Origin of the sequence: Methylomonas sp. LL1 (assembly GCF_015711015.1) — a bacterium.
GTDB lineage: Bacteria > Pseudomonadota > Gammaproteobacteria > Methylococcales > Methylomonadaceae > Methylomonas.
Window position 1 is genome coordinate 1,616,912 of sequence record NZ_CP064653.1, and the last position, 14,827, is coordinate 1,631,738.

Genomic DNA, 14,827 nt, shown 5'->3' on the forward strand with positions numbered 1-14,827 from the left:
CACATATATAATTGATTTTAATGCACTTTATTTACGATTAACCGGTAGGCTTATGACAGAATCGTTTGATACAACTTGAGTAATACCGGAAAACCACACCGTAACTGTTTCCCTGGCAACAGCATAAAAACAACCGCTGCCCTGCTGACAGCATGAGTGAATCTTTAATCCGGCGATGCCTGCCGCCAAAATATTTCCCGCATAAAAAAACCGTCGTCCCCATCAAGGAAACGACGGCCATTATCGGTTAATCAACCCGCATATTTCACAGTGCAGCCGTATGGTCTGGTGCTGGATTGATTAATGGATTTGCCCGCCGCCAATGCCTTCAACGCCGAGCTTATGTAATTTTCCGCCTTGGCAATATCGGCCTGATCGGCGGAAGGAATGCTGTCTATGCCACCCTTGTAAAGCAACACGCCTTGCGGATCGATAATGAACAACTGCGGAGTATTGGTGGCCGCATACAACTTGCCAATCGAACCGGACGGATCGAACACCGTGTTAGCCGGATGGGCATCCCGCTCGGCATTAAGTTTTTTCGCGGTTTCGGCATCGACAAAGCCTTGTTTGCCCGGCGCGGAAGAGATGACTTGCAACCATACCACGCCCTGCTGCGCCGCTTGTTTTTGCAGATTGGGAATATTGCCCGATTCGTAATGCTTTTTGACGAATGGGCATTCGTGGTTGGTCCACTCCAGAATCACCGTTTTACCACGCAAATCGGCCAGATTGAGCGTGGTTCCATCGGCGGCGGCACCGGAAAACAAAGGCGCCGGCTGATTGACAACCGGTTCGGCATAAGCCGCCAAGGAAAACAGCATCGTTAATAAACCGGCCCACAGCCGGCGCAAATAAAATTTAGCAAACATAAAAGCTCCTTCGGATTGGAAAAAACACGGCTAAAGCCGTCAGACAACACTCAAACTTCTAAACTCCGAACTACATCATCTCCCCTCCTCCCGGTTACCGAATCGAATTATTGGCCGTAATATCCGCCGCCGTAAAAGCTTGAGTGACGATTTGCGCTGTAAGAATTTGCGGCAGAATGGCCGGCTTAGACCAACTACCCGGCGGATAATAGAGATATAAAGGCACGCCGCTACGGCCAAACTCAGCCAGAAAGCGGGTGATTTCGGCGTCGCGATTGGTCCAGTCGCCTTTCAAATACGTGATGGATTTTGATTGTAGGGCCAGTTTTACTTCGGACTGATTCAGCGCCACGCGCTCGTTGACCAGACAACTGATACACCAAGCCGCCGTGAAGTTGACGAACACCGGCTTGCCTTCCGACCTAAGAGCATTCAAACGGGCGGTGCTGAAAGGCTCCCAATTCCGACTGTCAGTAACTTGTTCCTGAATAGCGGCTTGCGTGGAAGATGAGTCTTCCAGGCCTATGTAACTGCCATAAAGCACTGCCGCCAACAGCAGACTAGCAAATACACTGGAAACATGGCGGGCGCCGACAGCCGAATGTTTATTGATTTCGAAAAGCCAGCAAGCAAAACCGATAGCCACTATGCCGGCTAAGGCCACCGCAACCGCATTGGCGCCGGCCTGTTGCGTCAACACCCAGATCAACCAGGCACTGGCGCCATACATCGGAAAGGCCAGGCCTTGTTTCAATCTATCCATCCACATTCCCGGCTTGGGTAGCGAGCGTTGCAACCACGGCCAATAACTCAGCAGCAAATAAGGCAGCGCCAAGCCCAACCCCAGACTCAGAAACACGCTCAACAAGGCGACCGGCGGTTGAGTCAGGGCAAAACCAATTGCCGCCCCCATGAAAGGCGCGGTGCAGGGCGTGGCAACCACGGTTGCCAATACGCCGGTAAAAAAACTGCCCGAATAACCGGAACGCCGCGCCAACGATGAACCCACACCCACAATCGAACCACCGATACTGAACACGCCCGATAAGTTCAGCCCTACCGCAAACATCAAATAGGCAACACCCACCACAAACAGCGGCGACTGAAATTGGAAGCCCCAGCCAACTTGAGAACCGCCGGCTTTCAATCCAATCAACACCGCCGCCAACAAGGCAAAACTGGTCAATACTCCCGCTGTATAGAGCCAGCCATGTAAGCGTATCCGTTGGGAGGAATGGCCGGCATGGCTGACCAATGCCAAGGCTTTCATCGACAACACCGGAAACACGCACGGCATCAGATTCAAAATCACCCCGCCCAGCAAGGCCAGCACAATCGCCGATGGCACAGCCAATTCGGATTCAGCAGTTTCAGGCTGTGACGATACGTTGCTGGCCAAAATAGACCGGACTGTATAACCCCGCGTGACAGTGTTAGTGCCATTGCTTTCGCTAATCGTCAAAACCCCGGTCAAGGTTTGGCCGGGACTGAGCGGCGCGTCGCCGGATTTCAGTTGTAATGAAATCCCATCGTTAAAGATTCGGCGCGGCTGTTGCGCACCATGTGAAACACGTCCCCACTCGTCCGGATAAAACCAGACGGCCGACGGTTGCGATGCCTGAAACTCATTACCCAACACCCGCAAGATCACACCATCCGGCTGCTGTATCAGCTCAAGCGGCCAGGGACTATCCGAGGGTAAGCGCGCCAGCGCCTGTTCGATCAAGGGACTGCCTGGCCCGGCATCCGAGTCCGGTGCCACGACCGGCAAAGCCAATTCAAGCTCGACTTCCTGAGGGATACAAGCCTCTTCACAGACTAGCCATTTGGCGGTGGCTTTGATTGGTAAACGCGATCCCACCGCCAGATTGTCAGGCAACTTTACCGGCGTCAGTAAAGTCACCTCGTGCTGATAGCCATAGTTGACCACCGGTCCCAAGCTGATTCGCTCCGGTGTCGGCCATTGAATCAGCCCCACGATGGCGCCGTCCGGCAGCCCATAATCGATCTGGGTCGCCAAACCTGAATCGCCGGGATTCTTCCAATAAGTATGCCAATGCGGAATGATCAGTTGTTGGACGCCCAGCAGAATGTTATCTCCCGGATGCACGGCATCCACGGAGGCAATCAACCGGGCCTTAACCTGCTCGGTCGCTGCTTGATCCGTGGCGGCAGCGGCCGGAAAGCTAATCCACCCCAACAGCCAGCAGACACTCAGAAAAAATTCGAACCTAAACATCATCATTCCAGGACGGCCTTATTTGGCGCGTGGCTCGATCTTGTCGATACCGGCCAGCGCGCATTCTTCGTCGATTTTGGCACCGCCAACCCCAATCGCACCGATGATTTCATCGCCCACTTTCAACAACACGCCGCCGGGCCTGGCGTTGAAACGCGGGTTTTCGGCAATCTGTTTGGCGAAATCCTTGTCGCTTTCCTGCCGTTTAAACAATTCGCTGGTGGCGGTTTTGAAATTCAACGCCGTGATGGCCTTATTGGTGCTCGATAACACACCCCGCTCCGAGGTGCCGTCGGCGGCCAGTAACACTTTCAACACCCCAGCCGAATCGACGATGCTGACGCCGGCATGTTGATCCTTCTCCGAGCAGGCATCCACCGCCGCCGTTGCCGCTTCGATGGCGGACTCCAACGTCGGCCCATGCGCGGCGGGTTGCGGCGGTTTTTTGGCCGCATCATTGCTGGGCGGTACTTGAGCCTCCGCACCGAAAGTCAGCGATGCGGAAAACAATGCAATCAAAGCGTGCCGCTTGTGGCGGAAACAGAAAACAGTTTTATTGACCATGTGATTTTTCAAAAATAGTGAATTGGGTAATGCGCACCGATATTGCACGATGCGCGGTTAAGGACTTATATGAAAAGGAGCCGATTTTGCCCAAACCAACCGAAACGGCTGCCTTGAACAAACCCGGCTGGATCATCGTGGCAATACCTTAGAAAGTCGACTTCAACACCAAGCCGACATAACGCCGCGCACCGATGCCGTCGTAACCTACAGGATAGCTATTGCTGTAATCGTTGACACTGGTGGTGTACTGGGTATCGAACACGTTATTGGCTACCAGATTGACCTCGTATTTGTTTTTGCCGCCGGTGAATAAACCGATACCGACGTCGGTAACTTGATAGGCATCCTGTACGCCCCAGGACGATAATTGCGCTTCGAGATTCTGAGACGAACGCACGACTGAATTGACCCAGGCATGCCCGGTCAAACCGGCAAATCCCAGCGGTTTATGCAAGTCCACCCCAAAAATACCGGTCAGGTCGGGCGCGCCAACCACTTGCTTGCCTGTGTTATCGCAAACGGCTTGCACCGAAGTGGGTATCTCAGCCGGGCAAGTGGCGGTGGTCCAATCGGTGTAGCGAGCATGGTTGTATGCGCCGCCAAAGCTGAAAGTCAACCAGGAGCTTGGATAATAGGCACTATCGACTTCCACGCCCATTGCGGTAATCTCGGGAATGTTGCCCAATTCGGAACGATAACCGGTTTGCGAGGTGGCATCGGGAATGCTGGTAGTGGCCTGATAATCCGTGACCGTGGTGTGGTAAAGATTGACGTTCAGCATGACCTTTTTATCAAGCCACAAACTTTTTACGCCCAAGCCGAAATCGAGTGATTTTTCCGGCTTGACATAGACGGAATCGCCATTCGAGGTATTGAACTGCACCGAACTGGATTTTTGCCCACCGGCCGCCGAGGCATAGACCATCACATCTTCATCGATTTTATAGCTAGGATTGGCCAGCCAGGAGGTCGACCATTCGTCGATGCGTTCACCGGATTGACGATCGTAGGTCTGTTGTACCCGAGCGGCACGAATAGCGTTCGCCGCGGTGTTCTGCGCATTGGTGCCGCCGGTGACCGGCGTCAACGCCGAACCATCATAAAAAGTGGCGGTTTTTTCGATGCTGTTGTTTTTGCTCTCGAAAGTCTCGCGTATACCCAGCGTCAAAGTGGCTTTATCGGTGATATGCCAGTTCACCTGCTCGAATAAGGCCGCGCTATCGGTGGCCGGCGTGGTATTGGTCGCAACATAGACATTGTTCAGCGAACCGCGCAACAAACCGATACCCGTAGCGTTAGTTGTCAAGCGGTTGTAATCGCCGTTACCGGCATAAAAAGCGCCGGCATCATTGCCATACAGATTTCTGGAGGTAGAATCGGTTTCGGTATGCATCAAAAACAAACCGCTCTGGGTGTCCAACCAATCGGTCGGTGACCAGGCATATCGCAATTCCTCGGAATATTGCTTGGTATCGACCTTGGTGCCGCTCCTGGCAATATCGAACTTGGTTTCTTCGCTATCGTTTTTGGCGTTGAAATGAAACTCCCGATAAGCCAGTACCGAGGTCAAGGTTCCCGGCCCGATGTCCCAATCCAGTTTGCCGGACACGCCACCGTTAATAGTGGGTAGCGCTTGCGCCTGGCCGATGTCGATATTATTCCAGGCATCGTCCCCAATGATGGGGCGATAACCGTTGAAGTAGCCCCGCGAAATACGACTGCTATAGGTCGTGGTTCTAGGCGAACCATCCAGGAAAGTCGCCGGCTCGAACATCTTCGGTTTGACGTTGCTATTCTCGTGGGATTCCGCGTAATCAATATTCAGCCTGAATCGAACCGCTTCGGCGGGTGTCAGCAGGAACTGCAAGCGCCCGCCATAGCGGTTGCGCTCGTTGAAGGTGCCGCCTTCGGCGTTGATGTTGTGCAAGTCTCCATCCTGGGTGTTAATAAAACTCGAGGCGCGAAACGCCAGCAAGTCGTCAACGATGGCATTGCTATAAGAGGCTCTGGCTTTAAACGCTCCCGGTAAAATATCATTTTGCTGGTTTCCGCCTACTTCACCCTCCACGAACCCTTGCTGGGTAAAACTAGGCGCCTTGCTGACATAGTTGAGCACACCGATGGTGGTATTTTTGCCCATCAAGGTGCCTTGCGGCCCGCGCAACACCTCAACCCGGTCAAGGTCGGTGAAATCCTGATACGACATACCGACATGACTCATGAATACATCGTCTATCATCACCCCGACCGCTGGCTCCATGCTGTCGTTACCGCTGGCCTTGCCGATGCCGCGTATCGAGATACCGGTACGGCGACCGTTGGGTGTGGTAGCCGTGACGCCGGGCGCGCGCCGGGTCAAATCCTGCACATCCAATGTCCTATCGCGATCCAGGTTTTTGCCACCCAATACCGTAATCGGCACCGGCACTTCTTGTAGTTTTTCTTCCTTGCGCCGCGAAGTCACCACAACTTCCGATAGATTTTTTGCTTCGACTTCCGGTTGCTTGTCGCTTGATTCCTCGGTATCCGTTACGCTACCCCCCTCTGCCTTTGCGGAGTTTGCCGTAGAAGCGGACACCGGCGCGGCTCCTGCTGCGGAAGCATTTACCAAAGAGTTTTTCAATAGTTCGTTTTCCTGCTCCGCTTCCGCCAGTTTTTGTTTCAGGCGCGCAATTTCGCTGGCTGGGTCACCGGCAACATCTTCGGCCAAACTCGAGCCGGAACCGATCAAACAGGCCGCCGCGACCAACATAGCCGAGCCATGAAGTAGTTTTTGCCTGCCTGCAACAGCATGAACAGTAGAGCCACCGGCTTTCGAAATACTGGCCGCCACCAAGTTGCGTTTAAAACCATGATCAACGAAGTTCTCAAAATATCCATTTTGACCCGATCGTCGATTTAAGCCTTTTTCACTCATTCAATTTCTCCCATTCCAATCAATTCAAAACACCAATAACTCACGGTCATTTTCTTCAAACCAATAAAACCCAGCCCGCAACATCAAGCGGACGGTTATTAATGTTTAATGACTAAAAATATTGATACTTGATCAAGATTAGGCAGGTTTCATGCCATCAGACAAAGATCGTAAAGACATACCCAATATATGAGAATCTACATACTCGAAGCGCTTATTTTTATTAGATAAAATGAACGCCATTACTGACAAGACTTAAGCATTAACCCTTACATAATCCCCCTTTTCTGTAGATTTAAGTGATAACAACTGTTTATCAGACAACAGATTTCCTCTGTTTTTGCTTGTACCATGCCCGCAAATCAACAGCATAAAACCTCGTTGTAATCCAGCATATTGCCCTCCGAATTATTCAATCAATAAAATACAGAATTAATCCAAATTCCGGAAATATCGCCTTATCCAATAAACAGATTTCATTATCAAAATAATCAATATGAAAAACCGGTTTACCGACTCAGTCGGCAAACCGGTAGCAAGTTAAAATTGATTTAAATTTTGCTGCTGAACTGAACACCGATCCATCGCTCGCTGTTCGGTGCATAGCTATTCCACGACTGGGTCGTGTGGTAACGATTATCGAAAATATTTCTGACAATGAGGTTTGCGTCAAACAACTTGTCGCGACGACCGATACCAATGGCAAAATCAGTCAGCGTATAAGCCGGAATATTGCCGTATTCGGATTGATTCAGATCGTAGTTGTATTCGCTGCTGAAGTTGAAGTTAACGTTGCTATGAAAAATGAAGCTGTCGAAAACCGGGCGGGTATAATCCGCCGCCAGAACACCGGTGAATTTCGGGGCTCTAGGCAGTGTCTGGCCGGACACATTCCAATAACTTGGCGATTCATTGGCCCTATCCGCCGGCAAACCGTTAAACTGGTGATCGGAATAGCGCGCGTCGTTATAGGCGCCAGCAAAGCGCAAATTGGTGTATTCGATGCCTGAATAATTGAAATCCAGTTCGACACCCTTCACATCGACCCCTTTCACATTACCGGTACCACTGCTGTAGACCACCGTGCCATCGTTACGTAACTGGGTTGCCAGTTCATCCCGGTAAACCACGGCCTGTTGAAAATCGCTGATCTTGTCGTAGAAGAAGTCCAAATTGACATCCAGCGTTTTATCGAACAACGATGATTTCAAGCCGATTTCGTAACTGTTGGAAATTTCGGGCTTGACCAACACCGACGTACCGCCCGCGGCGGTAGCGCCGTTAATTTGCGAAACCCCGGCCTTGGTGCCACGCTGCCAGGTTACATAAGGCGTGTACTGATCATTGATTTTATAACTGAGACTGACGTTGGCATTGACCAGCGCGTCTTGGTAAGGTTCGGCATCCACGTCTTGATAAAGCGTGCCGAACTGGGTGGCGCGCACGCGCTTGGCATTGGCAATTTGCGTGCGTTGTGCCGCGGTCAACCCCGCATAGTTCGTTCCGAAATAGCGTTGCGCCACTTGATTGGCTAATACCAACTGCGCTGCGGTGTTTTGACCAGCCGTTAGAGCACCGGTAGTAGCATTGGAGGCAAAACCGCCTAACGGCACGTTATTGACGCTAACGGGATTCAATCCCGCGCCGACGCCATTATCGGCAATACCGATACCCTGCGAAGACTTACGATTTTCGTCGCTGACCCGCACCCCCGTGGTCAGCGTCAGCGGTTCGCTGAGATGCCATTTAACTTCACCAAACAAGGCATTGCTCTTATTGTCGACGTGGGTCAGTGTGTTTTTATAAACGCCTTCCAAGGAATCGGAAAGCAACAACCGGCCGGCCGAATTGGTGTTCAAGCTGTTATATTGGGCCTGGTTGGCGTACCAGGCCCCAGCATCCGCGCCATAGCGGGTACGGTTCAACGAATCGTTATCCGAATAAAACGAATACACCCCGGTCCTGTACTCGGCAAAACCGCCTTTTTGCGATTGCAACGCCAGCTCCTGAGTCCATTGCACGTAATCGGTAATATAGCCGCCATCGGTGGTGATATCGAACGGCGTGCCTTCATCATTGGCGGCGCTAAAATAATGGTCTTTATAGCCGCCGATATAGCTCAAGGTATGCCCACCCCAAATATTCCAATCCAGATTCACGTTGCCGCCGCGAGTCGCCGTGGTGATTCCGCCGTTATTATCCGAGTAAACCGGGTGAGTGAAATAATCATCGACGGTATAGGCGGATTGCCGGGTAAACCATGAACGCTGCAGTTTTTGTTCGGGTAGCGTCGTGCGGTCCACCAACCCACCATTGGCATAACGCAACGGCTCGCGGAGTTTATAGGTCAAGCCATTCAGGTTTTCGGTGCCGTTGGGCTGATAATGCAAACTGACCAAGGCCTTGAAATCATCGGTCGGCGTGTATAAGAATTGAGTACGGGCAAAGGTCCGGTCTGTATTGACATAGGATTGGCGCCCACGAATATCCGGGTAGACATTGGTGTAATCGCCATCGGCTTGATTACGCAGAAACGAGGCCCGCCAGGCCAGAACCCCATCCACGACCGGTCCGCCCAGGATCGCTTGAGTCTTAACCGTATTATTTTGCCCCCAAACCACCTGACCTTCGGCCTCGGCGTCGTAAGTCGGCTTTTTGGTGGTAAAGACGATTTCTCCCAAACTGGTGTTTTTGTGTCCGCCAGTGCCCTGAGGTCCGCGCGTCACATTGACAGATTCGATGTCGAAAAAATCGGTACCCGCCGCCAGCGGATTGTAGGCATAGCTTACGCCGTCAACCACTACGCCGACACTGGGATCGATGGCATCGCCGGAACCAACATTCAAGCCGCGTAAACTAAAGCTGCCGGTACGCGGATTACCGTAATTCCAATTGACGTTACCGACCCGTTTCAGAATATCGGTGACGTTGGTGGCCGAATATTTATCCAATTCCGTACCCGATACGGCGGAAACCGATTTTGGCACTTCCTTGACTTTTTCAACTTCCGATCTTTTCTTGGCGCGAACCATAATTTCGTTCAGCAGGCTGTTTTCTTCCTTGGTTTCGGTTTGGGGCGTCGTATTATTGGCCGATGGTGCTTGCGTATTATCGGTCGTTGCCGGATTAACGACCGAAGTCGCCTGGCCGCCATTCGGGCTCGCCAATTGTTTTTGAATCTGCTCCAGAGCCTGCTTCAGCTTGGCATTTTCTTCCTTGAGCTTTTCCATACTGGCCTCCTCCTCGGCATAAGCTTGATTGGCGGTAAACAAGCTCATACTGAGAATAACAACGCCGATTGGCGACAATCTAAATGACGGCTTTATACCAGTATTAAGCGACAACAACGGGCCACTATTATTCATTAATTAAACTCCATAATATTGATTGAACACAATTCAATAACGCAAATCACATGCCAATCAATAAGCTCTGCCATAAATCAGCCAATGCCACTGATATTATTAAACTTACCGGATTTAATTAAAAAAAATTAATATTTAAAATGCTGAATTATCAGCACTCATTAACCAATGAGATGCCTAGATTAGGCCATATTAATCATTACATTGGCTATACTTCACTGAGTAATAACCAATCCATTGCAAAATTCAGTTAAATTTTCCAAAAGAAAATTAACTTTAAAAACTATTAATATAATGTAGCCTATTTGATAAATACTTAAGAAAAGCGGTGAAGCGTCACATATAAAATAACGCCAGTATTTACTGTGAAAGTAAAAAACCGGGATGGCGCGGTTGCTTGTTGGGCAGGCGTCGGCGGCAAGGCGGCAAGGATACCGCTGTCAAGCCCTACATGGACGTATTCACGGCGTCCTGTCCGGCAAGCAACCGCGCCTAAGGGGGCTAATTTCATGAGTAGGGGTGATGCCAAGTCTTCATGAGCGTTAGGAGGGACGTATTTAGCGAACTAATATCTGCAAAATTAGTCCGCCCGTAACGATTTACTGCGGACGTTGATCGTTTGGATACCAGAACTGCGAATGGCACTGTTCGCAAGCATGCTCGACCTGGCTGCCGGCTTTCTCGAATTCCTCGACATCCTGTTTGTCGATCGCCGCAATCACCTGCTGCATGGCGGCATGCAGGCCATGGGCCTTTGCAACAAACTCGCCTCGGTTGGCATCGATCAGATGCTGAATGTCCCCAGCGGACAATTCAGCCCCGCCGCTGGATGTATTCGCCCCTGTTCCCGCAACGGGGCGGCCCGCCATGACTAACAAATTACCTGCTTCCAACACGGTCAAAGCATGTTGCTTGATTACCTGCCATTCCTCATTGGTTTGCGGCCGCTTTTCCTCGATACCGTCGGCGGTACTGACTGTCGCCACGGAATTCCAGACAAAGTCGATATTGGGATCGATGATGGATTGCATCACATCCTGGATCGTAGCTACCGGCTTAAACGGAGAAGGCTCTTCATGAACCCCTGGAAGACATGAAGCCAGCAATATCGTCGACAAGGACACAAGGGTTATCTGTAATTTTTTCAAACTCAACTCCGGAACAATAAAACTTAAACAAAACCGATGAAACGGCCGGCAAAAGCAACGGAAAACCACAATACCAATGAAAATGTCGCCGCCAGCTTGGCCACTATAGAAGGCTCTTCATCCGATTTACCGATACCTTGATACAGCGAGTTATGCAAAAACAGGGCAAGGGCCAGCAGCACAAATTTGCTCCAGAACACCGAATTAGGGTAGTAATTGGTCGCCGCCGGTATAAAAATCAACAAACCCGAAAAAGCCAGCAATGCCAAGCCCACCCAGATTAGCCAGGAAGTGGATTGGGTAATTTGGCGTAAGGACTGCTGACGCACGCCGCCGCCCAACACCCGCAGACTGAGCAGGATGATCGACGACAACACCATCACCAGACCGACAATGTGTATTAACTGATAAAAGGCTCCGAATAGATGATTCTGACCACCGATATAACGGCTGAAGTCGCTACTCTGTATGGTCTTAAAAAGCTCTAGGGTTGACATGCAGTGCTCCTTGAAACTGGAAAAATAAGCTACTCGTAACTCAGATAGGGAATCAGCCGGCCCGTGATCACCACCAGACTCCACAATGCCAGAGAGGCCGCGCCGGCATATTTGACTCCGCTGGGTAGCTCCGAAAACGCCCCCCATTGATTGACCCGCCGCCCCCATTTGATTTCAAACAACAAGGCATTCACCCCCGCTAAGGCGATGAACAGCAATTTATAAAAGAACACGTCGAGTAAAATAATTTTGGATGCCGCCGCCACGAACAACAAAACCCCGGTCACGATAGTCACCAAAAAACCACCTAGAATCCAAGGCCGTAACGGGTGCAGCAAATCCTCGACCGCGACTTTCGGCAAAAACAACCCCAGCAAGCGCAAGTCGACGAAAAACAACAAGCCCACCGAGAAAGCCAGACCAATCAGGTGCAAGCCTTCCACGATAGGAAAGGCGAATATCGATTCGCGCAATGCCGTGCCTACATCAGAATCGTAAAGCAGTTGTGAAAACTCAGTAAGAGACATAATTCCTTCCTATTTGTGATTTCAAATTTAATCATTTTGGCGCCCTGGTGTTCCGGCAGAGAGTGCCTATCATCCCTGCGGGCTTTCGACGACGTATCATCGAAAAAGAGAACAGAACGAACGATTTTCAAGGAGCTAACAAACCGATCCTGCCGTCTTACTTTTCTACCAGAACACCAGGGCGCCAAAACGTTTTAGGCTGGGTTAAACAGGCAATTTGTCAACATACGGATTTGCCCGCTGACACCCAATGTTGATTATTTTTTGCTTTCTTCGGCCCCCAGACCGAAACCACCGTTATTTTCGGCGCAAATTCGCTCATCACGGTCGATGATCGGTTCCTTGCCGCTATGTTTGGCCAACGTAGTTTCAAAGTGCCAGCCGTTCGGCTTATCTTCCGCCGTCCAACGCTTAGCCGGTATAGTGACCGTAAACGGTCGGGTATAAACGGTTGGATCGGTGAACACCGCTTCATAGTTATAACGAGTGCCATCGTTGTTGAAGATGTATCGCTCCTCGACATGCCCATTCTCGCTGATAAACTCCCCGGTACGTCCGAATAGGGCCTTTCCGTTTTGATTGCTGACATCGACCACCAACGTGTTGCCCTCCCAGTGCCCTCGCGAATCACCATTCCACAGCTTGATGTTGTCGGGCAAATGCGGCTTGCCGTCCAGATGAATAATCCGGGTTCCTGAGTTGAATAGAAACACGACGTAACCGGGATATTGGTTTATTTCATAACCATGCCAATACAACGACTTAGGAATACCTGCCGGGGCGCAACGAGCCAACGGTTCAATAAACTGAGGCTCGGTCGGGTTATGAAACTTGACTTGAAACTCCTTGACCTTTTCCAGCGCCCAAGGTTGAAATGGCACTTGCCCATCGGCCGGATCGCTGACCCGGCTCGGCGCCCTCTCCTCGCGCGGACCTTTCGGAATCCGGTTCGGATTCGGATCATTAGGTATACCTCCCTGCGGGTCGGTAAAGTTGCTATGGTTGGAAATAGTATTAGACCAATGCCCTTGCACATCCGGCTGACCGTCATGCGTCCTGGGGCCTTTCCACTTGCCGGATTCGATTTTCGGAAATCGGGTCTCTCGCGAAATTCCGCTGCCTTGCTGCTGTTGTGCAGCTGGTTTCTGTTCCGGCTGCGCCTTGTTTTCATCCGCGGCCAGCGCCAACTGAGAGGCCAGCGACAACGCGGTAACCATCAGCCCCGGTACCCCGAGAACACGCTGAATCAATTTGCTTCTCATATCATCCTCATACATTCGTTAGTGAGCGGTGTGTTTGTTCGCCTAGGCAAACATCACTTGGCATCGGGCTTGGGCGGGTAATATTGGTCGTAATCCAGCGTGAACCGGTAATCTTCGATCAGTTGAAAATCCTTCTCCAGATGCCTATGTAAAATCACGCTGATGTCCCACGGCCGGCTGTATACATTCGGATCCTCGATGGTTGCCTTGTACGCTATGGTATTGGGATCGAGAAACTTCCAATTTTCGACCACGTGCAACGCATCACTGTGATAGTTACCGGCGCGATCCAGCCAGGTTTTGTCGTTGAAATGCTTGACATCCACGACCAATGAGTCCCCTTCCCAGTGAGCGCGTGAATCGCCCAACCACCAATCGTAGGGATCTTCGGGATGCTCGGTGCCGTCGGTATGAATGGTGCGCACCGAATGTCCAAACTGGTGTACCAGAGTCAGATCCTGCTTGCGCTGAAAAATCTGAAACGGTTCCGGATAATAGATGCCGCGCGGCACGCCCAAGGTAAAGCCTTTTACAGCCGGATCGTTGGTTGCGCGAGATTCAAAGTTTTTCTTCTTCTGCTCTAACGCCGAAGGTAAGTAGGGAATATAGTGTCCTTCGATAATTCCCGGCCCCGGGGGGGCGTCCTTGCGATTGGAATGCGGTTCCAGATCGTAATCCGCCGCACTGGTAGTCTGCCAGATACCCGAAAAATCCGGTTTGCCGCCCGGTAAACGCGGAATTTTTTTATCCGCGGCTTCCGCGCCGCCTGACAGCAGCCACAAAATCAAAATGGCGGCAATCGGCAGCAAAACAGTCCGGTAACCGCGCAAGCGGAAAGTTTGCTTAGTGGATAATGTATTCAAGAAATGTTCTCCTTATTTTGGCTATCGGTGCAATCCGATTTAGAGCGGTGCTGAACTTGGCGCGGCGGGTGCGGGCTGCGCGCTTCCAGGCGCGGCCTGCGTAGCCGGCGCATCCTGGGCGCCGCCGGTTTTAACGCTACGGCCATCCGGCAAGGTGGTAGTCACCGCGTAACCGAAATTCTTACCGTTCTTGGCCTTGAAGCCTTGAATAGTGATCTCGGTGCTTGGGGTAAGGGTTTTCTTGCTAATACCTTTTTCCTTCAGATTGAATGGCGCACCGAACTCGAAGCCCCAGTTGGCCACTCTACCATCCTGTTGCTTGACATCCAGATACAACCAACTATGCGGATTAACCAATTCAAACTTTGTCACGGTACCCTTCACCTCGACCGGTTGCTCGGCATCGAATTCGGCGGAAAAGGCATGATGCGCATTGGCGGGCATGGAGGCACCCAAAAAACCGGCTGTGACAAGAATGCCGGCCAGCTTGCATTTAAAATTCATTGATTGATCTCCCAAGGTAGAAACCTGATAAAAAAGTTTATTAATGTCTTCATCTCAAAGTCAGCC

At 51.2% G+C, this 14,827-nt stretch carries 11 protein-coding genes; all 11 read right to left on the reverse strand.

Annotation, left to right across the window (positions count from 1 at the left end):
- Window positions 1–251 precede the first annotated feature (251 nt).
- A complete protein-coding gene (locus IVG45_RS07745; protein WP_196437261.1) occupies window positions 252–872 on the reverse strand; it encodes a redoxin domain-containing protein in 621 nt (206 codons plus the stop codon).
- 94 nt (window positions 873–966) lie between these two features.
- The gene (locus IVG45_RS07750) at window positions 967–3,117 is read right to left on the reverse strand and encodes a protein-disulfide reductase DsbD family protein (protein WP_230874798.1); all 2,151 of its coding nucleotides are present in this window, start codon (window positions 3,115–3,117) and stop codon (window positions 967–969) included.
- A 12-nt stretch (window positions 3,118–3,129) separates the two neighbouring features.
- Window positions 3,130–3,675, reverse strand: coding sequence for a GlcG/HbpS family heme-binding protein (locus tag IVG45_RS07755; RefSeq protein ID WP_196437262.1), 546 nt, complete (start codon window positions 3,673–3,675; stop codon window positions 3,130–3,132).
- A gap of 148 nt (window positions 3,676–3,823) precedes the next feature.
- Window positions 3,824–6,595 carry a TonB-dependent receptor gene (locus tag IVG45_RS07760; protein WP_196437263.1) on the reverse strand — a complete coding sequence of 924 codons (2,772 nt, stop codon included), beginning with the start codon at window positions 6,593–6,595 and terminating at the stop codon, window positions 3,824–3,826.
- Window positions 6,596–7,146: 551 nt separating this feature from the next.
- Window positions 7,147–9,960, reverse strand: coding sequence for a TonB-dependent receptor domain-containing protein (locus IVG45_RS07765; protein ID WP_196437264.1), 2,814 nt, complete (start codon window positions 9,958–9,960; stop codon window positions 7,147–7,149).
- Window positions 9,961–10,559: 599 nt separating this feature from the next.
- Window positions 10,560–11,108: a cytochrome c gene (locus IVG45_RS07770; RefSeq protein WP_196437265.1), complete on the reverse strand. Its 549-nt coding sequence runs from the start codon at window positions 11,106–11,108 to the stop codon at window positions 10,560–10,562.
- A 23-nt stretch (window positions 11,109–11,131) separates the two neighbouring features.
- Complete coding sequence (locus IVG45_RS07775; protein ID WP_196437266.1) at window positions 11,132–11,605, reverse strand: DUF6644 family protein; 474 nt, start codon at window positions 11,603–11,605, stop codon at window positions 11,132–11,134.
- 29 nt (window positions 11,606–11,634) lie between these two features.
- Window positions 11,635–12,132 (reverse strand): DUF6644 family protein, encoded by a 498-nt coding sequence (locus tag IVG45_RS07780; RefSeq protein WP_196437267.1) that lies wholly within the window; start codon window positions 12,130–12,132, stop codon window positions 11,635–11,637.
- Window positions 12,133–12,389: 257 nt separating this feature from the next.
- Window positions 12,390–13,394, reverse strand: a complete 1,005-nt coding sequence (locus IVG45_RS07785; RefSeq protein ID WP_196437268.1) for a hypothetical protein — start codon at window positions 13,392–13,394, stop codon at window positions 12,390–12,392.
- Window positions 13,395–13,447: 53 nt separating this feature from the next.
- Entirely contained in the window at window positions 13,448–14,257 is an 810-nt protein-coding gene (locus IVG45_RS07790) for a hypothetical protein (protein WP_230874799.1), read from the reverse strand.
- Between the two features lie 39 nt (window positions 14,258–14,296).
- Entirely contained in the window at window positions 14,297–14,761 is a 465-nt protein-coding gene (locus tag IVG45_RS07795; RefSeq protein WP_196437269.1) for a DUF6152 family protein, read from the reverse strand.
- Between the last annotated feature and the right edge of the window lie 66 nt (window positions 14,762–14,827).